Annotated in this window: 21 protein-coding genes; 12 read left to right on the plus strand and 9 right to left on the minus strand. The window is 69.7% G+C overall.

The genetic code is table 11. The annotated features are described in order from the left end of the window. Positions 1-17: 17 nt before the first annotated feature. The 4 genes from pstA to E2493_RS02115 all read right to left on the minus strand — a co-directional run bounded on the left by pstA (position 18) and on the right by E2493_RS02115 (position 4959). Positions 18-1235, minus strand: coding sequence for a phosphate ABC transporter permease PstA (gene pstA, locus E2493_RS02100; protein WP_135083229.1), 1218 nt, complete (start codon positions 1233-1235; stop codon positions 18-20). Continuing rightward, positions 1228-2616 (minus strand): phosphate ABC transporter permease subunit PstC, encoded by a 1389-nt coding sequence (gene pstC / locus E2493_RS02105; RefSeq protein WP_135083231.1) that lies wholly within the window; start codon positions 2614-2616, stop codon positions 1228-1230. Before pstC ends, pstA begins: the two co-directional genes overlap by 8 nt. 9 nt (positions 2617-2625) lie before the next feature. Next, positions 2626-3672: a substrate-binding domain-containing protein gene (locus E2493_RS02110; protein ID WP_135083233.1), complete on the minus strand. Its 1047-nt coding sequence runs from the start codon at positions 3670-3672 to the stop codon at positions 2626-2628. Between the two features lie 75 nt (positions 3673-3747). Then, on the minus strand, positions 3748-4959 hold the full coding sequence (locus tag E2493_RS02115; protein ID WP_135083235.1) for an ATP-binding protein: 1212 nt from the start codon (positions 4957-4959) through the stop codon (positions 3748-3750). A 176-nt stretch (positions 4960-5135) separates the two neighbouring features. Here E2493_RS02115 and E2493_RS02120 point away from each other — a divergent pair, with 176 nt between their 5' ends. Genes E2493_RS02120 through E2493_RS02130 form a run of 3 tightly spaced genes read left to right on the plus strand, consistent with a single transcriptional unit; the run spans position 5136 to position 7348 of the window. Beyond that, positions 5136-6632: an OprO/OprP family phosphate-selective porin gene (locus E2493_RS02120; protein ID WP_135083237.1), complete on the plus strand. Its 1497-nt coding sequence runs from the start codon at positions 5136-5138 to the stop codon at positions 6630-6632. 11 nt (positions 6633-6643) lie between these two features. After that, positions 6644-6997 (plus strand): phosphopantetheine-binding protein, encoded by a 354-nt coding sequence (locus E2493_RS02125; RefSeq protein ID WP_135083239.1) that lies wholly within the window; start codon positions 6644-6646, stop codon positions 6995-6997. A 24-nt stretch (positions 6998-7021) separates the two neighbouring features. Then, a complete protein-coding gene (locus tag E2493_RS02130) occupies positions 7022-7348 on the plus strand; it encodes a hypothetical protein (RefSeq protein ID WP_135083241.1) in 327 nt (108 codons plus the stop codon). Between the two features lie 21 nt (positions 7349-7369). Here E2493_RS02130 and E2493_RS02135 read toward each other — a convergent pair whose 3' ends face one another. After that, complete coding sequence (locus tag E2493_RS02135; RefSeq protein WP_135083243.1) at positions 7370-7903, minus strand: DUF488 domain-containing protein; 534 nt, start codon at positions 7901-7903, stop codon at positions 7370-7372. Positions 7904-8051: 148 nt separating this feature from the next. Between E2493_RS02135 and E2493_RS02140 the strand changes: the two genes are divergently transcribed. After that, positions 8052-8552 (plus strand): hypothetical protein, encoded by a 501-nt coding sequence (locus tag E2493_RS02140; protein ID WP_135083245.1) that lies wholly within the window; start codon positions 8052-8054, stop codon positions 8550-8552. Between the two features lie 73 nt (positions 8553-8625). Then, the gene (locus E2493_RS02145) at positions 8626-8874 is read left to right on the plus strand and encodes a glutaredoxin domain-containing protein (RefSeq protein WP_135083246.1); all 249 of its coding nucleotides are present in this window, start codon (positions 8626-8628) and stop codon (positions 8872-8874) included. A gap of 9 nt (positions 8875-8883) precedes the next feature. Here the strand turns inward: E2493_RS02145 and E2493_RS02150 are convergent, their stop codons facing one another. Together E2493_RS02150 and E2493_RS02155 are read right to left on the minus strand one after the other, a co-directional pair. Beyond that, on the minus strand, positions 8884-9981 hold the full coding sequence (locus E2493_RS02150; RefSeq protein WP_225421085.1) for a DSD1 family PLP-dependent enzyme: 1098 nt from the start codon (positions 9979-9981) through the stop codon (positions 8884-8886). Then, positions 9978-10874 carry an N-acetylmuramic acid 6-phosphate etherase gene (locus E2493_RS02155; protein ID WP_135083247.1) on the minus strand — a complete coding sequence of 299 codons (897 nt, stop codon included), beginning with the start codon at positions 10872-10874 and terminating at the stop codon, positions 9978-9980. Before E2493_RS02155 ends, E2493_RS02150 begins: the two co-directional genes overlap by 4 nt. A gap of 102 nt (positions 10875-10976) precedes the next feature. On the opposite strand from E2493_RS02155, the gene E2493_RS02160 reads away from it, so the two are divergent. From E2493_RS02160 to dacB, 7 genes are all read left to right on the plus strand, one after another. Beyond that, on the plus strand, positions 10977-11855 hold the full coding sequence (locus tag E2493_RS02160; RefSeq protein WP_135083249.1) for a BadF/BadG/BcrA/BcrD ATPase family protein: 879 nt from the start codon (positions 10977-10979) through the stop codon (positions 11853-11855). Positions 11856-11903: 48 nt separating this feature from the next. After that, a complete protein-coding gene (locus E2493_RS02165; RefSeq protein ID WP_135083251.1) occupies positions 11904-12788 on the plus strand; it encodes a LysR family transcriptional regulator in 885 nt (294 codons plus the stop codon). Positions 12789-12857: 69 nt separating this feature from the next. Further along, on the plus strand, positions 12858-13889 hold the full coding sequence (gene dgcN, locus E2493_RS02170) for an N-acetyltransferase DgcN (protein ID WP_135083254.1): 1032 nt from the start codon (positions 12858-12860) through the stop codon (positions 13887-13889). Then, positions 13850-14836, plus strand: a complete 987-nt coding sequence (dgcA, locus tag E2493_RS02175; protein ID WP_135083256.1) for an N-acetyl-D-Glu racemase DgcA — start codon at positions 13850-13852, stop codon at positions 14834-14836. Before dgcN ends, dgcA begins: the two co-directional genes overlap by 40 nt. A 20-nt stretch (positions 14837-14856) precedes the next feature. Then, positions 14857-16398 carry an N-acyl-D-amino-acid deacylase family protein gene (locus E2493_RS02180; protein ID WP_225421086.1) on the plus strand — a complete coding sequence of 514 codons (1542 nt, stop codon included), beginning with the start codon at positions 14857-14859 and terminating at the stop codon, positions 16396-16398. Next, complete coding sequence (locus tag E2493_RS02185; protein ID WP_135083259.1) at positions 16395-17693, plus strand: dicarboxylate/amino acid:cation symporter; 1299 nt, start codon at positions 16395-16397, stop codon at positions 17691-17693. The genes E2493_RS02180 and E2493_RS02185 overlap by 4 nt, the downstream gene beginning before the upstream one ends. Continuing rightward, complete coding sequence (gene dacB, locus E2493_RS02190; RefSeq protein WP_135083261.1) at positions 17690-19153, plus strand: D-alanyl-D-alanine carboxypeptidase/D-alanyl-D-alanine endopeptidase; 1464 nt, start codon at positions 17690-17692, stop codon at positions 19151-19153. The genes E2493_RS02185 and dacB overlap by 4 nt, the downstream gene beginning before the upstream one ends. Here dacB and E2493_RS02195 read toward each other — a convergent pair. Both E2493_RS02195 and E2493_RS02200 read right to left on the minus strand, forming a co-directional pair. After that, the gene (locus E2493_RS02195) at positions 19150-20151 is read right to left on the minus strand and encodes a serine hydrolase domain-containing protein (RefSeq protein WP_135083263.1); all 1002 of its coding nucleotides are present in this window, start codon (positions 20149-20151) and stop codon (positions 19150-19152) included. The two genes, dacB and E2493_RS02195, sit on opposite strands and share 4 nt — an antisense overlap. Then, a complete protein-coding gene (locus E2493_RS02200; RefSeq protein ID WP_225421087.1) occupies positions 20148-21674 on the minus strand; it encodes an MFS transporter in 1527 nt (508 codons plus the stop codon). Before E2493_RS02200 ends, E2493_RS02195 begins: the two co-directional genes overlap by 4 nt. Positions 21675-21808 lie beyond the last annotated feature (134 nt).

Raw genomic sequence — 21808 nt, forward strand, 5'->3', positions numbered from 1 at the left:
GCTGTTCATGTCGGAGGTCACCAGCGGCGTTCGAACTTGTTGCGGAGGAAGATGGCGAGGCCGTTCATCGCCAGAAGGAAGGCGAGGAGGACGATGATCGCCGCCGACGTCTTCTCGACGAAGCCGCGGCTGACCTCGTCCGACCACAGGAAGATCTGCACGGGCAGCACGCTGGCCGGAGAGGTGATTCCGTCCGGCGGCGTGGCGATGAACGCGCGCATCCCGATCATCAGCAGCGGCGCCGTCTCGCCCAGCGCCCGCGCCATGCCGATGATCGTGCCGGTGAGGATGCCGGGCAGCGCCAGCGGGAGGACGTGGTGGAAGACGACTTGCACCTTGCTCGCGCCGATGCCGAGCGCGGCGTCGCGGATCGATGGCGGCACCGATTTGATCGCATTGCGGCCGGCGATGACGATCACCGGCATCGTCATCAGCGCCAGGGTGAGGCCGCCGACCAAAGGCGCCGAGCGCGGCAGGTGGAAGGTGTTGAGGAAGACGGCGAGGCCGAGCAGCCCGAAGATGATCGAGGGCACCGCCGCCAGATTGTTGATCGATACCTCGATCATGTCGGTCCAGCGGTTCCGCGGCGCATATTCCTCGAGATAGACGGCGGAGAGCACGCCAACCGGAAAGGCGATCGCCAGGGTGACCAGCATGGTCAGCAGCGAGCCCTTGAAGGCGCCCCAGATCCCCACGGCGGCCGGATCGGTCGCGTCGGCCCCGGTCAGGAAGTCCGTGTTGAACCCGGTGCGGATGGCGTCGTCCTGCTCGAGCCGGGTCACCAGTGCCTCGGCTTCGCCGTCGCCGTCACCCTTCGCCGCACCGTCGATCGCGCTGGCGGCGGGCAGCCACAGCGCCTTCTTGCGGGCGAGGATCGACGGATCGTCCTCGATCGCTCGCTCGACGCGAAGCCAGGCGGTGTCGGACAGCGCGCGGGCACCGCCGGGGCCGTATTGGGCCTCGGCAGCCGCCGCGACGGCGGCCTCGATCTCGCCGCCGGCGCTCGCCGCCGACAGGGTGTTCGCCGCGAAGTCGATGTCGACCCGTATCTCGGTCTGACGGAAGCCGCCGAGGCCGTTCGACACCATCGTCACCAGCAGGAAGGCCAGGAAGGCGGCGGAGAGCAGGATGGCTCCCAGCCCGAGCAGGCGGAAGCGGCGCTCGGCGGCGTAGCGGCGGCGGATGCGCCTGCGCATCGCCTCCGCTCTCCAGTCGGTCGGGGCGATCTCACTCATAGGCTTCGCGATACTTCTTCACGACGCGCAGGGCGACGATGTTGAGCAGCAGGGTGACGACGAACAGCACGAGGCCGAGCGCAAAGGCGGCGAGGGTCTTGGCGCTGTCGAACTCCTGATCGCCGGTCAGCAGCTGCACGATCTGGGTGGTGACGGTGGTGACGCTGGCGAACGGATTGGCGGTGAGGTTGGCGGCGAGGCCGGCTGCCATCACCACGATCATCGTCTCGCCGATCGCGCGGCTGACCGCGAGCAGCACGCCACCGACCACGCCCGGGAGGGCCGCGGGAACGATCACTCTGCGGATCGTCTCCGAGGTGGTGGCGCCCATCGCCAGCGATCCATCGCGCATCGCCTGCGGCACGGCGTTGATCGAATCATCGGCCATCGAGGAGACGAACGGGATGATCATGATGCCCATCACCAGGCCCGCCGCGAGCGCGCTCTCGGAGGTGGCGCTGGCGATGCCGATCGCCTTGCCGAAATCGCGCACCGCCGGCGCCACGGTCAGCGCGGCGAAATAGCCGTAAACCACGGTCGGAACGCCGGCGAGCATCTCGAGCAGGGGCTTCATCCAGCGGCGCACCGCTGGCCTGGCATATTGGGTGAGATAGATGGCGCTCATCAGGCCGAGCGGGATTGCCACCAGCATCGCGATAATCGCGCCGATGAAGATCGTCCCCCAGAACAATGGGATGGCGCCGAAGCCGCCGGAGGCGCCCGCCTGGTCGGCCCGGATCGCGATCTGCGGGCTCCAGTGGGTGCCGAACAGGAATTCGAGCGGATCGACCAGCGAGAAGAAACGCGCCGATTCGAACAACAGCGAGGCGATGATGCCCAACGTCGTCAGGATCGCGATGGTCGAGGCGCCGAGCAGCGCCGCCATGACCAATCGCTCCACCCTCGTCCGCGCGCGGAAGTGCGGCGAGACGCGGGTGAAGGCAAAGGCGCCGCCGGCGAAGGCGAGCAGCAGGGCGACGACGGCGCCCATCGTGCGGGTCCGCGACAGGGCGTCGGCATAGGCCGGAGCGAGCGCGTTGCTTTCGGGATGGAAGCCGCCGGGCCGAATGCCCTCGGCGATCTCGCGCGCTTCGCGCAGGATGGCGACCCGCTGCATCTCGAACGGCGGTAGGCTCGCGGCTGCCGGTGCCGACATTACCTCGTCCATCACCAGGTTGGCGGAAAGCGGGGTCCATACGGCGATGAAGATCAGCGCCGGCACCGCGGTCCAAAGCGCTACGTACCAACCGTGATAGCTGGGGAGGGAGTGGGCGCGAGGGGCGCTCCCGCCCCGCCGGAAGGCCGTCGCCCGCGCGCGCGCCATCAGCCAGCCGAGCGCGGCGAGGGCGACCACGAGCAGGAAGAGCGCGAGCGACGACATGCCGGGTGGTTATTTGAGGCCGTCGGCGCTGAGCGCGGTCAGCTGCGTCGCCGCCTGCACCGCCTTCGCCTGCACGTCGGCGGGCGAAGGGATCAGGCCGCGCCGTTCGAGATAGCCGCCCTTGCCCCAGGCCTTGCTGTACTCGGCGAGGAACTCCTTCATGCCGGGAACGGCGTTCACATGCTCGCCCTTGGCGTAGACGTAGACCTGCCGCGCGCCCGGATAGGAGAGGGCGGAGATCGTCTCCGCGGTCGGCGCGATGCCGTTCAGCGGAATGCCGCGCACCTTGTCCGCATTTTCCTCGAGGAACGAGTAGCCGAGGATGCCGACGGCGCCTGGATCCTGGGTCACCTTCTGGACGAGCAGGTTGTCGTTCTCGCCCGCGTCGACCCAGGCGCCGTCCTCGCGGACCTTGGTGCACAGGTCCTTGTGCTTGTCCTTGTCGCTCTCCTTCAGCGCCTTCATCGCCGGATCGCTCTCGCAGCCCTTCTCGAGGATCAGCTCGGCGAAGCTGTCACGCGTGCCGGAGGTCGACGGCGGCCCGAAGACCCGGATCGGGATCGCCGGCAGCGACGGGTTCACGTCGCGCCACGTCCTTGCGGTGTTCGGCTTACCGAACGGATTGGCGGCGACTGCCTTGTAGACGTCGGCCACCGTCAGCTGAAAGCCCGGCGCGTTCCTGGCTTCGATCAGCGCCAGCCCGTCGATCCCGACCGGCACCTCGATGATCGTCTTCACGCCGTTCTTCGCGCAATCGTCGAATTCGGACTTCTTGATCCGGCGCGAGGCGTTGGTCATGTCCGGAAAATTGTCGCCGACGCCGGCGCAGAAGAGCTTCATTCCGGCGCCGGTCCCTGTCGATTCGACGATCGCGCTCATGCCCGCGTTCGTGCGTTGGAACTGCTCGGCGACGGCGGTGGTGAACGGGTAGACCGTGGACGAGCCGACGATCTGCAACTGCGCGGTGCCGGAGCCCGGCTCCCCCGATCCGCAGGCGCCGAGCGCGAGCGTCGCGACCGACGCGACGAGAATCTGTATCTTCAACGAGGCCTCCATTCGTGCCCCCCAGCGGGGCCCGAAAGCGTCCCTAGGACCGCTCGGAGATGCTCCTGTGACACTTGCGTGACACTTTCATGACACCGGCTCCGCCGGCGGGCGGGGGAGGAGCACGTGCACCGAGGTGCCGGCCCCCGGGGTGCTGCGGATGTCGAGCCGGCCGCGGTGCCGCCAGACGATGTGCTTGACGATGGCCAGTCCCAGGCCGGTGCCGCCCTGCGCCCGGCTGCGGCCGGCGTTGACCCGATAGAAGCGCTCGGTGAGCCTCGGCAGGTGCACCGGATCGATGCCCTCGCCGCGATCGGTCACGGTCATCCGCACCATCTCGCGCGCATCCTCGAACGAGACGGTGATCGGCGCCCCCTCCTGGCCGTATTTCACGGCGTTGACGATCAGGTTCCGGATCAGCTGGGTCAGCTGGCCGTGATCGCCGGCAACGACGGTGGAATGGCTGCGATTGTCGATCTTGAGGCTGTTGCCGCGCTCGGCGAGCACCGCGTCGCAGGCGGCGCGAACCTCCTCCACCACGGGGCAGAGATCGATCGGATCGGTGGGCGGGCGGAAGCGCTCCGCCTCGATGCGCGACAGCGACATCAGATCGTCGATCAGAACCTGCATCCGCTTGGCTTCGCCATCCATGATGCCCAGGAATCGGGCACGCAGCTCCGGATCGCCGCCGGCAGCATCGTCGCGCAACGTCTCGACGAAGCCGAGGATCGTGGCGAGCGGGGTGCGCAGCTCGTGGCTCGCGTTGGCGACGAAATCGACCCGCATCTTCTCGGCCGCATGGGCCTCGCTGCGATCGGCGAAGCGCACCAGCCGCAGGCCTTCGGGGAGGGTGGCGACCGTCAGCAGCCAGCGGCGTTCGGCTTCCCCGAGACCGGTGACTTCGATTTCGTCCACTCCGATGCCGTCATGGGCCGCGATGGCCTCGAGCGCGAGCGGGTGGCGGATCGCCAGCCGCAGGTCCTGGCCCTCGATCGTCTCGCCGAACAGCCGACGTGCCGCCGGATTGGCGGTCAGGATGCGCCCGCCGTCGAGCAGCAGCGTCGGTTCGGGGAGCGGCGCGACGATTTCCCCGGCGAGGCGGCGACCATCCTCCCCGCCGCCGCGCTGCGCCACCGGCGCTTCCGGAAAGAAGAATGCGTTCCAGCCGACCAGTACCGCGATCGCGCCGCCGAGCAGCCCGAGCAGCGCCGCCCATGCTGAGGATGGCATGATCGCCGACCCTGCCACGGCGACGACGGCAATCGCGGCGGCGGCAAGTGGGCGGAAGGGCAGGCGCATGCAATGCAGGTAGAGCGTGATGCGGGCCCCGTCACCCCGTGCGGCCCTCTCCCCTTCTCGAGCGTTCCCGCGGCAACCGCGCGACGCGGAGGCGAGTCACATATCTGTCATCCTCCTGTCTCCGATCCGCAATGCGCCCGCGATACCGCCGTCATGAAATCGCCCGGGAGACAGGAATGATCACGAGAACGTTCACCGCAGCCCTGCTCGCCAGCGCGCTCGCCACGCCCGCCTTCGCCCAGAACGGCGGCAGCACGCCCGACGTCGCCGCCGAGCTCGCCGCGATGCGGGCGCGGATCGCGCAGCTCGAAAGTGAGGTTGCTGCGCTGAAGGCCGGAGGCGCTGCGCCGCCTGCCGTGGCTGCAACGCCGGCGAGCGGCGCGCCGGTGCAGGCGGCAGCACCGGCCGATGCGCCGAGCTGGAAGGGGGCTCCCGAGTTCGCCGGCGGCAACGGCTTCAGCTTCAAGCCCAAGGGACTGGTGCAGTTCGACGCGGGCTATGTCGGCACGCCGGGTCCGGAGCTGAACGGCACCGTCGGCGGGCTCAACTACGGGAATCTGGGCTGGAACACCCGGGCGCGCCGGCTCGTGCTCGGCGCGCAGGGGAAGCTGCCTGGCGGCTTCGGCTACAATGTCGAGTTCAACTTCGCCCAGGGGCAGATCGATTACGAGGACATCGTCCTCACCTGGCAGCGGCCGAAATCGCCTCTGCTCGTCACGATCGGCAATCTCTATCCTTTCTCCAGCCTGGAATCGATGACCAGCTCTCGGCTTACCAGTTTCCTCGAGCGCGCTTCGCTGACCGATGCCTTCAACTACAATCGCCGTCTCGGCGTCGGCCTCACCTGGGCCGATCCGGAGAACGATCGCTACACGCTGAGCGCCGGTCTGTTCAGCCAGGAGATCAACAACAGCGCCTTCAACCGGACCGGCTGGCAGGCGAGCGCCCGCGCGACCTTCTCTCCGGAGGTCGGCGACACCAGGCTCCACCTCGGCGCCAATTTCCAGCATCGGGTTGCCCAGCAGGATGCGCAGAACGTCCGCTACCGGAGCCGTCCTTTGACTCAGCTGACCGACCAGCGCTTCATCGACACCGGCGCCATCGCCGCCGATGGCGACGATATCCTCGGTCTCGAGCTCGCCGCCATCTCCGGCCCGTTCCACTTCGCGGCCGAGGGTCAGCAGCTGTGGGTGCGCGGCTTCCGGCCCGGCGAGTCCTTCGGCCCCAACAACGGTGTCGAGGGGGGGCTTTTCTATAGCGGCGATCCGCGTTTCCGCTCCGCTTATGGCGAGATCGGCTACTTCTTCACCGGGGAGAGCCGCGGCTACAAGGGCGGCCGCTGGGACCGCACCAAGGTCAGCAACCCGGTGGACAGGGGCGGCTGGGGCGCGCTCCAGGCCAATCTGCGGGTCGATTGGGTCGATCTCGGCGATCGGGTCGGCGGGGCATCCCTGCTCGCGCCGGATTTCGTCAACGGCGGCCGGCAGCTCGGCTACCAGGCCAGTCTGATCTGGAACCCGACCGACTATCTGCGCTTCATGGCTCAATACGGGCGGGCCCATCATCAAGGCGGGCCGCGGGCCGCCACGGTCGTGCCGGGCTCCGCCGAGCCCGTGAACGAGCGCGGCTTCGACGTCGACAGCGTCGGCGTCCGCGCCCAGGTCGATTTCTGAAGGGCGCGGAGATGGACCATTTCGGCGAAGATTTCACCTCGACCGACTCGTCCTCCGTCGCCACCTTCCGCGCTCCCGCACTTGGTGTCAGGAGGCCCTTTGTCGTGGACGAGTCTCTCGCCCGTCGTCTCATTGCCGATCAGCTCGGCCTTTCGTCCGGCTCCGTCGTGGCGAGCGCGACACTCGGCGATCTCGGTGCCGATCCGCTCGATGTCGTCGCGCTCGTCCTCGCGCTGGAAAAGGCCTTCGGCGTCCGGATCGACGAGGCCGAGGCGGACACCTGCCGTACGGTGGGCGATCTGCTCGACGCGGTACGCACCGCCCGGCCGCTGCGCCGCGAAACCCTGTCGCCGGTCGGCGTCTGAGCCGCATTCTTCGAACAAGCGTGGTTGAGTAACATGTTCAACGATCAGGAAGCGGCCGGCGAGATCTTCCGGGAGGCCATTGCCCGCAAGCGCTGCGTCAGCGGCGTGTACAACAAGCGGACGATGATCCTCGCGCCGCACGTTCTGTTCGAGCGTCACGGCGATCTTCACGTCCGTGCGGTGACGGTCGAGATCGACGGAGAGAAGCCGCGCGAGGCGAAGCTCGGCACGTTCCGGCTCACCGGCCTCCGCGACGTGGCAATCACTCGCAAGCTGTTCCGCCCGCAGCCCGAGCTCGTCGCCGCCGCCGAACCCCACGCCGCGGACGTTCTGGTCACCGCGGTCGGCTGACGCCGCGGCGGATGCCTCGGCTCACTCCGGCGCCGGATAGTGGAGCCCGTCCGCGGCGGGCACGGCGGCAGGGGTCGGCCGCGCCGGCTCGACGCGATCGTCGCCCATCAGGTGGAACACCTCGCGGCCCTCGTGCAACAGATAGTCGGCGACGATCCGGCGGTGGCAGCGCCACCACACCGCCTCCGCGCACATGATCGCGCAGCGGCGCGTGTCGGCGAGGGTGAGAAGCTCGTCCAGCCCGCGCCGGAAATCGGGCGTCAGCGCCCAGTCGGCGTAATTGTGGAAGCTGCGGTTGCTCCAGAAGCCGTTCGTCTCCGGTGGAACCTCGTGCGATCGCTTGCGCAAACCGCCCAGCGCGCCGATGCGGGTGTGTGCGATCTGGTACGGCGCCAGCGCCTCGGCCAGTGGCTCGGGATTGTACTGGGGGTTGGTCCGCGAGCGCGGCACGCTGCGAATGTCGATCACCATTCCGACCTCGCCGGCACGCAGCAGCGTGACGAACGCCGCGACGGTGCGGGTCGAATGGCCGATGGTGAAGATCGGGAGCGGCATTGTCGACATCCTGGTTCGCTGGGGAGGAACTGCGCGATCAAGCGCCGGGGGCGGGGGCGCGTTCCAACGGTCTTGCCGGGCAGCTTCCGCAAGCCCAGGTTCATGACGCTACCGCAATGGTCGCGTTGCTCTTGAACAGGAGAAGCCGATGATCGCCGCTGGATGGGCGCTTCTTGCCGCCGCCATCGTGCCCGCCGCACCGGTAGACAGGCGCGCCGCGGCCGACTTTGCCGTCTTCGAGCTCGGCGCGGAGGCGCGCCACGGTGTGACGGGGCCGGATCTCGCCGAGCAGACCCACCACCTGCTCACGGTCATGTCCGACCTCGGCCTGATCGACTATCGCCGCGCGGACGTTTCGCGGGAGCAGGTGGCGTCGTGCCTGACCGGCTCGGCCGAGCCGGACCCGGAGCGGCGCGCCTGCCTGCGCCGCGCGCACGATTTCGCCTCCGGGCAACGACCCCTCGTCGTCATCGTCCTCGGCTTCACCGAGGAGCGGGGCGCGTGGCAGAGGATGGAGTGCGTCGGCCCGCAATCCGAGGGCGAGAGCCGCTATGTCTACGTCACCCAGGCCTTCCATCCGCGCGCGGACCTCCGGGAAGAGGCCCGCCGGGACGTCCTCCGATGCGTGGCTCCGGCGCTGGCGATGTGATTTCGCGGGAACCCTCCGCTTCGGGCGGCGCTCTGCCTTGCGAACGCCGCCCGCGGCAGAGGAGATGTGACGAATGGCCGACGATCGAAGCGCGACGCTCTACCGGATGGTGCTGCCCGACCATATTTGTCCGTTCGGCGTCCGCGCCAAGCAGATGCTCGAGCAGAACGGCTTCGAGGTCGAGGACCGGGTCCTCGGCTCGCGCGAGGAGGTCGATGCCTTCAAGTCCGAGCAGGGCGTGGCGACGACGCCCCAGGTGTTCATCGGCGGCGAGCGGATCGGCGGCAGCGACGATCTCGAGCAATGGCTCGCCGACCGCTGAGCCGTCGCTCTAACTCGATCGTCCTCGCGCAGAGACCGGCCAGAAGCCGGTGATCGTGTCGCCGTCGCACAGGGTGAAACGATCGTAGAGGTTGACGGTCGGGTCGCAATGCGGCGGCACGAGCATGATCAGCTGGTCCAGCGCCGGATCGACGCCGCCGTCCGGGGTGACCAGCATGCCGTGCTCGTCGCCCATGAACAGATAATCCGAGGCCGGATCCGCGCCGCTGAGCACGCAGGTCGGGCCTGCGTCCGTCGCCATCGCCTTCAGGCCGGCATCGATCGTGACGCGTCCGGGCGTATTGGCGCTGACCACCCGCGTCGCGATCGACAGGGCCTGCTCGAACGCGGGGCCCACGGCCTCGCAGTCGCGATATTCCCGATCCATGAAGACGTAGGAGCCGCACTGCAGCTCGTTCAGCACGCCGAGCTCGGCGTCGACGACGAAGCTGCCGGTGCCTCCCCCCGTCACCGCCCCCGGATCAAGGCCCGCGCTGCGCAGGGCGTCTAGGACGATGCGTAGGTAATCGGCGCGCTCCGCGAGCGCTGCGCGCCGTGCATCGATCGAGCGGATGTGCTGCAGCGAGCCGCAGTAGAATTGCACGCCGCGATAGCGGAGGCTGTCGGAGCCGGCGATCCGCCGGGCAAGCGCCACCGCCGCCTCCGGTGACGTGACTCCGGTCCGGTGGGTGCCGGTGTCGATGTCGACGAGCACGTCCATCCGTCCGTCGCCCAGCGCTCCGGCCAGGCGGTCGACGTTGGCGGGATGATCGACCACCACGGCAAGGCGCTCGATTGCTTGGTTCAGCCGCACGAGCCGTTCGACCGCCGCGACGGAGACGACCGGCGAGGTGATCAATATGTCGGCGACGCCCTCGGCCGCGAGCGCCTCCGCCTCGCCGATCTTGGCGCAGCAGATGCCCACCGCGCCGGACGCGATCTGGCGCCGCGCGATCTCGCCGGACTTGTGGGTCTTCGCGTGCGGCCGCAGCGCGATCAGTTTCGCCCGCGCCCATTCGGCCATCGCCGCGATGTTGCGCTCGAGCGCGGCCACGTCGACGATCAGCGCGGGCGTCGCCAGCTTGCCTCTCGGGAAAGGCGGCGTCACCGTGCTGCGGCCCCGTTTTCGGCAAGCGCCATGCGCAGATCGCCGCCCGCGGCGCGCAGCGCCGCTTCCGCTGCGCCCGGCTCGACGCCCCTCGCGATCAGCGCGGCGATCTTGATGCGTCCCCCGGAGCGCTCCAGCGCCGCCTGCGCGCGCGTCACATCCACGCCGCTGATCTGGCCGACGATGGTGGCGGCGCGCGCCCGCAGCTTGCGGTTCGAAAGCCGCATGTCGACGAGCACGCCGCGATAGATCCGGCCCAGCCGAAGCATCACCGCCGTGGAGAGCAGGTTCAGCGCGATCTTCTGCGCGGTGCCCGCCTTCATCCGTGTCGAGCCGGCCACCACCTCCGGGCCGGTGTCGACCAGGATCGGATGCGCGGCCGCCTCGAGGAGCGGCGTGTCGGAATTGCTGGCGATCGCGATGGTGAGGGCGCCCGCGGCCGCGGCGGTCCGCAGCGCCGCCACCGTGTAAAGGGTGCGGCCGCTCGCCGCGACGCCGATCACGACGTCATCGGTACGCGCACCCAGGCCCTTGATCTGCTCCTCCGCGGCAGCACTGTCGTCTTCCGCCTCTTCGACGCTCGCCAGCATCGCCTCCATCCCTCCGGCGAGCGCATAGGCCGTCCGATCGCCGCCCCAGTCGTAGGTGGGGGCGAGCTCCACCCCGTCGAGCACGGCGAGCCGCCCGGACGTGCCGGCGCCGGCGTAGATCAGCCGGCCGGTGCCGCCGCGCAGCCGTTCGGCCGCGGCGTCGGCCGCGGCGGCAATCGCGCCGACCTGCGACTGCACCGCCGCGGCAGCGGCGAGCTGGCCTTCCATCATCGCCTGCACCGCGTCTCGTGTCGGCCAGAGGTCGAGCTCGGCAAAACGTGCGCTGATCGACTCGGTGGACATGTTCGAAGCTCCTGTTGCGCGCCCGCTATGAACTTTCTTGGCAGCGTTGCGCTACATTCCTAATCCGGGAAGCAGGGCCGAGGCGTTAGGATCGTGAGTGTCATGGAGCTATACCTCGGCATAGATGCCGGCGGGACGCATACGCGGGCCCGCCTGGTGACTGCGGAAGGAACGGTCCTCGGAACCGGCGAGGGAGGGCCCGCCAACACCCGCATCGGCCTGCCGCTCGCGCTCGAGGCGGTCGAGCACGCCTGGCGCGAGGCGATGACACAAGGTGGTCTTGGTGAGGCCGATCTGGCGTCGGTACGGGCCGGCCTCGGCATCGCCGGATTGAACCGACGGGGCGTCCTGCCCGGTCTTCAGGAGCACGATTTTCCGTTTCGCTCGATCGCTTTCGCGAGCGACGCGGCCATTGCCAATCTCGGCGCACACGCCGGCGAAAACGGCGCGATCGTGATCGTCGGCACCGGCAGCATCGGCTTCGCGCGGGTTGGGGAAGAGGTGTTCACGATCGGCGGCTACGGCTTCCCCGTCTCCGACGAGGGGAGCGGGGCCGATCTCGGTTTGCGTGCGGTCCGCCAGGCGCTCTGGGCCCGCGACGGCCGGATCGCGCCGAGCCCGATGACCGACGAGGTGCTCGCCCTCTTCCACGGCTCGGCCGGCGAGATCGTCGACTGGACCGCCAGCGCGACCCCGACCGATTACGCCGCCTTCGCGCCGATGGTCATGGATCGGGCGGCCGAGGGCGATGCGGTGGCGGAGCCCATCGTTCAGGCCGCCGCCCGGCGTCTCGACCGGCTGATCCGAACCCTGCTCGATCGCGGTGCGCCGAGCTGCTGTTTGATGGGCGGCGTCGCCGCGCGCATGCGCGACTGGCTCGCGGCGAGCATCCGCGAGCGGGTCAGCGAGCCGCTCGGGGATTCCCTCGACGGCGCGATCCTGCTGGCACGGACCAAGGCGGTGGAGAAGGAAGCGGGATAGGCGCGCGAGTGCTTCCGCCGGCGGCGATCCGGCTCTAGTCTCGCGGGCATGAACCTTCGTCACATCGAGATATTTCACGCCGTCTACGTCAACGGGTCGGTCAGCGCCGCCGCCCGCGCGCTCAACGTTTCCCAGCCCTCGGTCTCGAAGATGCTCCGCCACGCCGAGACCCTGCTCGGCTTCCAGCTGTTCCAGCGCACCAATGGCGGCCTCGTGCCCACCCATGACGCCCACACCCTGTTCAACGAAGTGAGCGAGATCCAGGACCGGGTGCATGCCCTGCGGGAGGCCGCGCGCAACCTGCGTCGCGGAGTCGACGGCATCCTGCGCGTGTCAGCGCTGCCGTCGATCGCGCTCGACGCAATCCCGACCGCGGTCTCCCGGTTCCTGCAGAGCCACGCCGACGTGAAGTTCGACCTGCAGACCGTCCATCACGACGATCTGCTGCGCAAGCTCTACGAACGGGAGACGGACATCGCCGTTGCCTACCAGGTGCCGCCCGCCGCGCCGATCGCCAACCGCTGGCTCGGCGAGGGCGAGCTGGTCGTCCTCTATCGCGAGGAGGACATGCCCGATGCGCCGCCGAGCATCGAGCTCGAGCGGCTGCGCGGCCGCAAGTTCATCAGCCTCGCGGCGAGCGGCCCGATCGGGCAGCTCTTCACCCAGGAGCTCCAGCGGCTCGAGATCGAGCTCGACGAAGTGGTCTGGGCCCGCACCTTCTACATCGCCAGCGCGCTCGTCCGGCAGGGAGTCGGAATGACGGTCGTCGACAGCTTCACCGCCCAGTCGGCGCTCGGCCCCGGCCTGTCGATGCGGCCGCTCAAGCCACGCGTCGCCTTCGACATCCACGCCATGTTCCTGATCAATCGACCGCCCGGTGCGCTTGCGAACGACTTCCTCAAGACCTTGGCGCAGGTGCTCGACGCTCCATAACGCGAGGCTATGGGAGCAGGATTACTCGCTATTCGTGAGGGGAGCGCTGCGCCGATAGGCTCCCTTCCAATGATACCGGCACCCTTTCTTCTTTATCTCGGCAGCAGTGCCGACGCGCTTGGAATAAAGACGTCGCGCGGCATCGCGGCCTTTCGCCGCGACGACTGCGTCGGCGAGTTCCGGCACGACGATTGTCCGCAGACGCTCGGGCTGCCGCGGATGAGCATGGCCGAAGCGGCTGCGGCGGGCGCGCGGACGCTGGTGCTCGGCATCGCCGGCGCCGGCGGCAGGCTTCCCGCCGATCTCATCGAAGACGCCGCCGCGGCGCTCGAAGCCGGCATGAACGTCGCTGCCGGCCTGCACGAGCGGCTGCGCGATCAGCCGCGCCTGGCCGAGCTCGCCAGCGCGCGCGGTCTCCAGCTGTTCGACGTGCGCGATCCGCCCGCCCATCTCTCGGTCGGCAAGGGCTATCCGCGCGCCGGCCGGCGGTTGCTCACCGTCGGCACCGATTGCTCGGTCGGCAAGATGTACGCCACTCTGGCGCTCACCCGCGGGCTGCGGGAGCGGGGCGTCGCCGCCGATTTCCGCGCCACCGGACAGACCGGCATCCTGGTCGCGGGCGCGGGCGTTCCCGTCGATGCGGTCGTCGCCGATTTCATTTCCGGGGCGATCGAGGCGCTGGCGCCGGCGCGCGAGGACGGCGGCTGGGATCTGATCGAGGGGCAGGGCTCGCTCTTCCACCCCTCCTTTGCCGGCGTGTCGCTCGGCCTGCTTCACGGAGCCCAGCCCGAAGCACTTGTCCTCTGCCACGAGCCGGGTCGCCCGCACATGCGCGGCATTCCGGGCCGCGCCCTGCCGGATCTCGCCGAATGCCTTGCCCGCAATCTCGAGGCGGCGCGGTTGACCAGCGCGGAGGTTCGCGGCGTCGGGATCTGCCTCAATACGTCGGGCATCGAACGGGACGACGCGCTGCGGCTCTGCGCCGCCACCGAGGACAGGCTCGGCCTTCCCTGTACCGACCCGATCGCGCTCGGCGTCGAGTCCATCATCGATCGGCTGCTATGCGAAGCCTCCACGCCCAGCACGATATCTTCCTACTGAGCCGGCCGTTCCGGATCGCCCGCGGCGTCAAGGTCGCCGCGGACGTCGTCACGGTGACGATCGAGGAGGACGGCATCATCGGTCGCGGAGAGAGCGTCCCCTATGCCCGTTACGGCGAAAGCGTGGAAAGCACTCTGGCGGCGATCGACGAAGTTCGCCCGTTGATCGAGGCAGGCGGCGATCGCGAGGCGCTGCTCACCGCCATGCCGGCCGGCGCCGCACGCAATGCTCTCGATTGCGCCCTGTGGGATCTCGAGGCGCGGCAGCAGGACACGAGCGTCGCCGCCATGATCGGCGCCCCGGCGCTGGCGCCGCTCGCGAGCGCTCTGACGATCGTGATCGATACGCCTGAGGCCATGGCTGCCGCGGCGGCGGCGGTCGCCGATGCGCCGCTCCTCAAGGTAAAGGTCGACGGGGTCGCGCCGGAAGGGCAGATCCGCGCCGTGCGGGACGCCGCCCCGAATGCGCGGCTGATCGTCGATCCCAACGAAAGCTGGGATCGCGCCTTGGTCGAGCGAATGCAGCAAATCCTGCTCGATTGCCGGGTCGATCTGCTCGAGCAGCCGCTGCCGGCGGGGGCTGATGCCTGGCTCGAGGGCTTCCAGCCGGCGGTGCCGATCTGCGCGGACGAGTCCGTTCACACCGAGGACGATCTTGCGACGATCGCCGCCCGCTATCAGGTCGTCAACGTGAAGCTGGACAAGAGCGGTGGACTGACCGCGGGCCTCCGCCTTGCCCGCGGCGCGCGCGAAGCCGGGCTCGGGCTGATGACGGGCTGCATGGTGAGCTCGTCGCTTTCGATCGCACCCGCCCTGCACGTGGCGGCGATGTCGGACTTCGTCGATCTGGACGGGCCGGTCTGGCTCGCGCAGGATCGCGACGGCGGAGTTCGGGATGAAGGCGGTTTCCTCGTCCCGCCCGCGAAAGGCTTCTGGGGAACGCGATGAGAGTGCGGCATGCGGTTTTGTTGACCACCCTGGGCGCGTTGTGCCTGGGAGCCGCCAAGCCCCCCCAGCCGATCGACCTGCTCATTCGCGGCGGCACGATCTACCCCGGATCGGGCGCGCCCTTCGTCGGCGACGTCGCCGTCTCCGGAGACAGGATCGTGGCGGTCGGCCGGCGTCTCTCGCTGCCGGCACGCAGGACCATCGAGGCGGGCGGGTTGATCGTCGCCCCGGGCTTCATCGATCCGCATACCCATGCGGGCGCGCAGCTGGCCTCCGACGACGCGGCTGTTCGCCTCATTCCCGGCTTCCTGATGCAGGGGGTGACCACCGCCTTCATCGGCAATGACGGGGGCGGGGATCCGGACGTGGCGGGCGTGCTCGGCCGCGCGGCGACGAAGCCGGTCGGGATCAACTACGCGACCTATGTCGGCCTCGACCCGGTGCGCAAGCGCGTCATCGGGGAAGGGGACCGCGCGCCGTCCGCAGACGAGCTGGCGCGGATGAAGGGCCTCGTCGCCGGGGCGATGTGCGATGGTGCCCTGGGTTTCTCGACCGGCCTCTTCTACGCCCCGCAAAGCTTCGCCGCGAAGGAGGAGATCGTCGCGCTGGCGCGCGAGGCGGGAATTCGCGGCGGCGTCTACGACAGTCACCTGCGCGACGAATCCTCCTACAGCATCGGGCTTGCCGCCGCGGTCGACGAGGCGCTCGGTGTCGGGCGCGAAGCCCATCTCCCGCTCAACATCTCCCATATCAAGGCGCTCGGAGTGGACGTGCACGGCCAGGCGCCGGCGATCATCGCGATGGTCGAGCGCGCGCGCCGCGCCGGGCAGAAAGTGACTGCGGACCAATATCCCTGGTCCGCATCGGGCACGAGCCTGGTCGCCTCGCTGGTGCCGGTCTGGGCGCAGGACGGCGGCCGGTCGGCGATGCTCCGGCGGTTCGACGATGCGGCGGAGATGACGCGGATCCGGCAGGGCATGATCGAGAACCTCCGGCGCCGCGGGGGCGCGGATCAGCTGCTGATCACCGAGGGCGAGCACAAGGGCAGGACCCTGGCCGCGGTGGCGAGTGCGCGAGGCGAGGATCCGGTCGCCGCGGCGGTGGCCGTGATCCGGGTCAAGGACCCGGCCGTGGCCTCGTTCAACCAGACCGAGGCGGACATCGCCGCGTTCATGCGCCGTCCCTGGGTGATGACCGGATCCGACGCCTCCACCGGCCATCCGCGTGCCTACGGCAGCTTCGCCCGCAAATATTCCGAATATGTCGTGCGCAGGAAGGTGCTGAGCCTGCGTGATTTCATCCACCGCAGCAGCACGCTGACCGCCGAGACCTTCGGGCTTGCCGGGCGTGGCCGCCTCGCTCAGGGCGCGTTCGCAGATATCGTTGTCTTCGATCCGGGGAGCTTTGCTGCGCGGGCCACCTATGAGCAGCCGACGCTCCTTGCCCAGGGCGTGCGCAGCGTCGTCGTGAATGGCGTCCTGGCGGTCGACGGGGGCGCGCTCACCGGCGCTGCCGCCGGGCGTGCGCTCGCCCAGACTCCTCCCGCCGGCACCTGCCCGTGAGCGCACTCGGTTCTTGGTTCGCGATCCCGCTGTGGAAGCGGGTTCTCGGCGCCCTGGCGCTCGGCCTCGTCTTCGCCGCGCTGTGGCCCGAAGCGACTCCGGCCGTGCAGTTTCTCGGCGATCTCTTCGTGCGGGCGATTCGCATGCTGGTCGTGCCGATCGTCCTCGTGACGATCGCCTCCGGGATCACGGCGCTCGGTGATCCCAGGAGGATCGGCGGCCTCGGCGCGCGGACCATCGGCCTGTTCGCGGTGACGACGGCGATCGCCGTCTCGGTCGGAATGGCGGTCGCCGCTCTGGTTCGTCCCGGAATCGCCGCGCCTCTGGGCACCGCCACCGCAAAGGAGATCGGCACGCCGCCGACGCCCTATGACCAGCTGATCGGCATCATTCCGACGAACATCTTCGATGCGCTCGCCAGGGGCGACATGCTCGCGATCATCTTCGTCGCGATCCTGCTCGGCGTCGGTACGCTCGTCGCCGGAGAGGCCGGGCGCCCGCTCGCCGGGCTGCTCCAGTCCGCCTCGGCCGTGCTGCTGAAGATCGTCGGCATCGTCATGGAAGCCACGCCGTTCGGAGTCTTCGCCCTGATCTCGGTCGCGGTCGCGGCGAATGGCGCGAAGGTGTTCGTCAACGTCGGCTGGCTCGCGCTCGCGGTCGTGCTCGGCTCGGTCGTCCAGATCCTGCTGGTCCACAGCCTGATCCTGAAGCTGCTCGCGCGGGTGCCGGTCGGGCGCTTCTTCCGCGGCATCGTCGACGCGCTCGTCGTCGCCTTCTCGACCGCGTCGAGCTCCGCGACCCTGCCCGTCGCGATGCGCGTCGCCGAGCAGAATCTCGGTGTCGGCCGGGCCGTCTATTCGACCGTGCTGCCGCTCGGCGCCAGCATCGGCAAGGACGGCACCGCGATGTACGTCGGCCTGCTCAGCATGTTCAGCCTTCAGGCATTCGGCACGCCGCTGACGCCGACGGTCTATTTCCTGGTGCTGCTCACCGGGGCGCTGGCCGCGTTCGGCACCGCGCCGGTGCCCTCCGCATCGCTGTTCATGCTCGCGGCGGTTCTCTCCGCGGTCGGCGTGCCGCCGGAGCAGACCGCGCTGGTCGTCGGCTTCGTGCTGCCGTTCGACCGCCTGCTCGACATGACCCGGACGGTGCCGAGCGCCAGCGCCAATCTGACCGTCGCGACCACGGTTGCGCGCTGGGAAGGCGAGCTCGACGAGGCGGCGCTTCGCCGACCTCCCGATTCGAACCCCGCGGTGTTCGCTCCCCCACCTGCCGGAGATACTTCCCGCCCATGACAAGAACCGGCCGCTCGGCGCGCCTCGCCCTCCTGCTTCTCGTGGCGGCCGCCTCGCCCGCGCTGTCCCAGCAGCCACTTCGTCAGCGCGTCGAGGCGCGCCTCGCGGAATCTGGTCCGGGCCTTCGTTTCGGCCTGCTCGTCACCGACGAGAGCGGGCGGGAGCTGGTTGCGATCAACCCGGACGAGCGCTTCATTCCGGCTTCGAATACCAAGATCTTCACCACCGCCGCCGCTTTCGCGACGCTCGACGGGCTGGACCAGCCGGATCGCAGCGGCGGCGCGTCGGTGCGGCTGGAGCGCCCGGGGCGCGGCGATCCGGACGTGGTGCTGACCGGCCATGGCGATGCCCGCCTGTCGAGCGCGGCGGATTGCGCGTCGAACTGCCTCGCCGCCCTCGCCGACGCCGTGGCCGCCGCGACCAGGCGGGTGGACGACGTGATCGGCGACGACAGCCTCTTCCCGGACCAGCGCTGGAGCCCGGGGATGAGCTGGAACAACATCGTCAGCCGCTACGGCACCGGCATCTCGGCGCTGACCGTCGACGACAACGAGCTGGCGATCCGTATCGTCCCCGGCGCCATGGCCGGCCCACCGCGCCTCGAGCTGCTGCCGTATTACGATGTGGACAATCGGGCCGTGACCGTCGCCGGCGGGGCGAGCAATCTCAGCGTGGACCGCATGCCGGGAAGCCGGCTGCTGCGCCTCTCCGGCACGATCGGTGCCGATGCTGCCGCGGAGACCTTGCGGGTCGGCGTGGATGATCCGGCGCATTTCGCGGCGTGGCGTCTCAGGTCGCTGCTCGAGGCCCGCGGCGTGCGCGTCGCCGGCAAGGTGGACGTCCGGCACCGGCCGGTCGGCGCCGCGGACGATCCGAAGCATCGCAACGGTGCGCCGCCGCCGCGGCCGCCGCGGCCGGAGCCGCTCGCCGAGCTTACCCCGTCGCCGCTCGAGCAGGACCTCGTCAGGATCAACAAGGAGAGCCAGAATCTCCATGCGGAGCTGATGATGCGGCGGCTCGGGCTGGTGAACGGAACCGGTTCGATCCCCGACGGCGTGGCGGCGGTCGGTGCGATGATGGAGCGGGCCGGCGCGCCTCGCACAGGATGGGACCTCTCGGACGGTTCCGGCATGTCCACCTACAATCGCATGGCGCCGCGGGCCGTCGTCGGCCTGCTGCGCTGGATCTCCGCCCAGCCCTGGGGCGGACGCTGGCGCGCGACCCTGCCGGTCGGCGGCGTCGACGGCACCCTCGCCCGCCGCTTCCGCGGTACCGCGCTCGAAGGGAAGATCTTCGCCAAGACCGGCTCGATCAACGCCACCAATGCGCTGTCCGGCTATCTGGTCGCGAACAGCGGGCGGACGCTCACTTTCTCCTCCTTCGCCAACGACGTGCCCGAGGACGTCGCGGCGACCCGGGCGATTGACGCCGCTCTCGAGCTGATCGCCGCCGAGAATTAGGCGAAGGCGGCCGCGACGGCATTGCCGGTTGCGCGGCGGAGCTCGGCGATGCCGGTCTCGCGGTGGCGGGTCGGGTGAACGCGATTGGTGAGCAGCGTCCAGGCGAGACCGCGTCCGAAGTCGACCCAGAGGCCGGTGCCGGTGAAGCCGGTGTGGCCGATCGTGTCGGCGGAGCAGGCGTCGCCCCCGTGCCAGCCCTCGAAGCGCCGCTCCCAGCCGCAGGTGCGGTGCTCGTGGACCGGGGTGCGGATCGCATGGAGCCTGTCCGCCGGCGCGCCGCTGCCGTCGAGCAGCCCGCGAGCGAAGCCGAGTACCCCGGCGACGGTACCGAACAGACCGGCGTGACCCGGCGCGCCGCCCAGTGCCCAGGCGTTCTCGTCGTGGACCTCACCCTTCATCACCCGGCCGCGCCACGAGCAGGCTTCGGTGGCGACGGCCGGGCCCGGCGGAGGCCCATAGCCGAGCTCGGGGCCGAGCGGCCAATCCGATAACGGCCGGCCCGTCACCCGCTCGATGGCGATGCCGAGCAGGATGAAGTTGATGTCCGAATAGACCGGGGGGCCATGGCGCCACGCGCGCTGCAGCACGAAGGCGCGGAGACGGTCGGGATCGCCGCCATACGTATAGATTGGCTCGACCGCGGGCAGGAAGGTGCGGTGGGCGAGACAGTCGCGGAAGGTCAGCCGGCGCTCGGCGGCGCCGCCGATGTCATATTGCCGGAGGTCGGGGATAGCGTCGGTCAGCGGTCGGTCGAGATCGATCCGGCCCTGCTCGGCCAGGCTGAGGACCATCGTCGTGGTGGCGATCACCTTGGAGACCGAGGCGAGGTCGAACCAGTGGCCCTCGGTCAGCGGCTCGCGGTCCGGCAGCAGCGCCGCCATGCCGGCGAAGCGCACGGCGCTGCTCCCGTCGGCGCGGACCACGCCAAGCGCCGCGCCGGGGATCCTTCCTTCGTCCACGGCCTGCCTCGCCGGTGCGAAGGCATCGTCGATGGTCACGAGTCACTCTCCTCGGGCATGTCGCTCGGGCGTGGCCGGGCCCGCGCGATCAGCGGCAGGAACAGCAGCGCGGCGAGGCTCAGCACGCCGGACAGGATGAAGAACAGGTCGAAACCGCGATAGCCGGCCCGGTCGAAGCTCTCGACCATCGCGCCCCCGGCGCCCGACAGCAGGCGGGGCAGCAGGAAGGCGAAGCCGGAGAGGAAGGCGTATTGCGCACCCGGATAGCGCGGGTTCACCAGCAGCGACAGATAGACGACGAAGATCGTCCCTGCCATGCCGTTGCCGAACTGGTCGGCGGCGGTCGCGATGTAGAGCAGCGCCTCGTCGACCGGCTGGTGGGCGAGCCAGACGAAGCCGAAATTGCCAAAGGCGGCGAACGAGGCGCCGATGGTCAGCGTCAGCGCCTGCGGCCAGCGCGCCGCCATCCAGCCGCCGAGCCCGACGCCGACGATACTGGCGATCAGCGCCACGTAGGAATCGGCCCGCCCGATCTCGGTCAGCGAATAGCCGAGCTGCTTGATCATCGGCTTCGAGAGGTTGAGCGCCAGCACGTCGCCCATCCGGTAGATCGAGACGAAGGCGAGCAGGGCGAGGGCCATGGCGCCATAGCGCCAGAAGAAATCGACATAGGGTCCGATCGCGGCCGACCGGCGGGCGCGGGAGGTCGGCGGCAGGCCGCGGATCCTGGGCAGCGCCGCCGCCATCGCCAGGAAGGGCAGCATGCAGGCCACCAGCACATAAGGCGTGACGTTGGTCTCGGCGCTCATTCCCGCGCCCGCGGCGGCGCCGAGCAGCAGCGCTCCGATCAGCCCCGTCGCGACGGCGAAGACCGCCAGGATGACGAGGCTCGCGATCAGCCCGCCGCCCAGCGCTGCGCTTCGCCGGCCATGGGTGTCCGGATCGCGGGGCAGCGCGACGAGCAGGGGAAAGGCGAGGAACGCCGCCGCGGCGATGACCATATAGGCCGCGCTCCAGCCCCAGCCCGGCTGGTCCGCGACGAGCAGGGCGCCGCTTCCGGCGGCCACCATCGCCGTGCGATAGCCCCACAGATTGGCCGCCGCGAGCGGGCCCTGCTCCTCCTGCGTCGGCGCCAGCTCGATCCGCCAGGCGTCGGCCGCGACCTCCAGGGTCGTCGTCCAGAAGGCGAGCAGCACCGCCAGCAGGGCGGTGATCTGGAGATTGGAATCGGAGGCGGTCAGCGCCATCGCCGCCATCGCGGTGAAGATGCCGAGCTGCGAGAGCATGATCCAGCCGCGCCGCTTGCCCCAGAAGCGGCTGAAGCCCGGCACCTGGTAGCGGTCGAGCAGCGGCGCCCAGACGAACTTGAAGGTCGGAAGGAGCTGCACCCAGGCGAAGAAGCCGATCACCACCAGCCCCACCTCGTGCGCCTGGAGGCGCAGCGAGAGGACGGTCGAGAACATGTAGAAGGGGAGACCGGCCGAGAAGCCGAGCAGGACGTACAGCGCCTGGCGGCCGATGCCGGGCCGGATCGCCGGCGGCGCGTCCACCTGCTCAGTCACGCACGTCTGCCTGCATCGGCCCTTGTCCCTCCGCCCGTCGCGGGCACGCTCGACGGCTGCGCCGCCGGCGTCAAGTCGCCGGCCTTGGCCGGAAAGAAGATGGCCGGGCCGTCGCTGGGGGCGACGACCCGGCC

Source organism: Sphingomonas parva (ex Maeng et al. 2020) (genome assembly GCF_004564275.1).
Classification (GTDB): domain Bacteria; phylum Pseudomonadota; class Alphaproteobacteria; order Sphingomonadales; family Sphingomonadaceae; genus Allosphingosinicella; species Allosphingosinicella parva.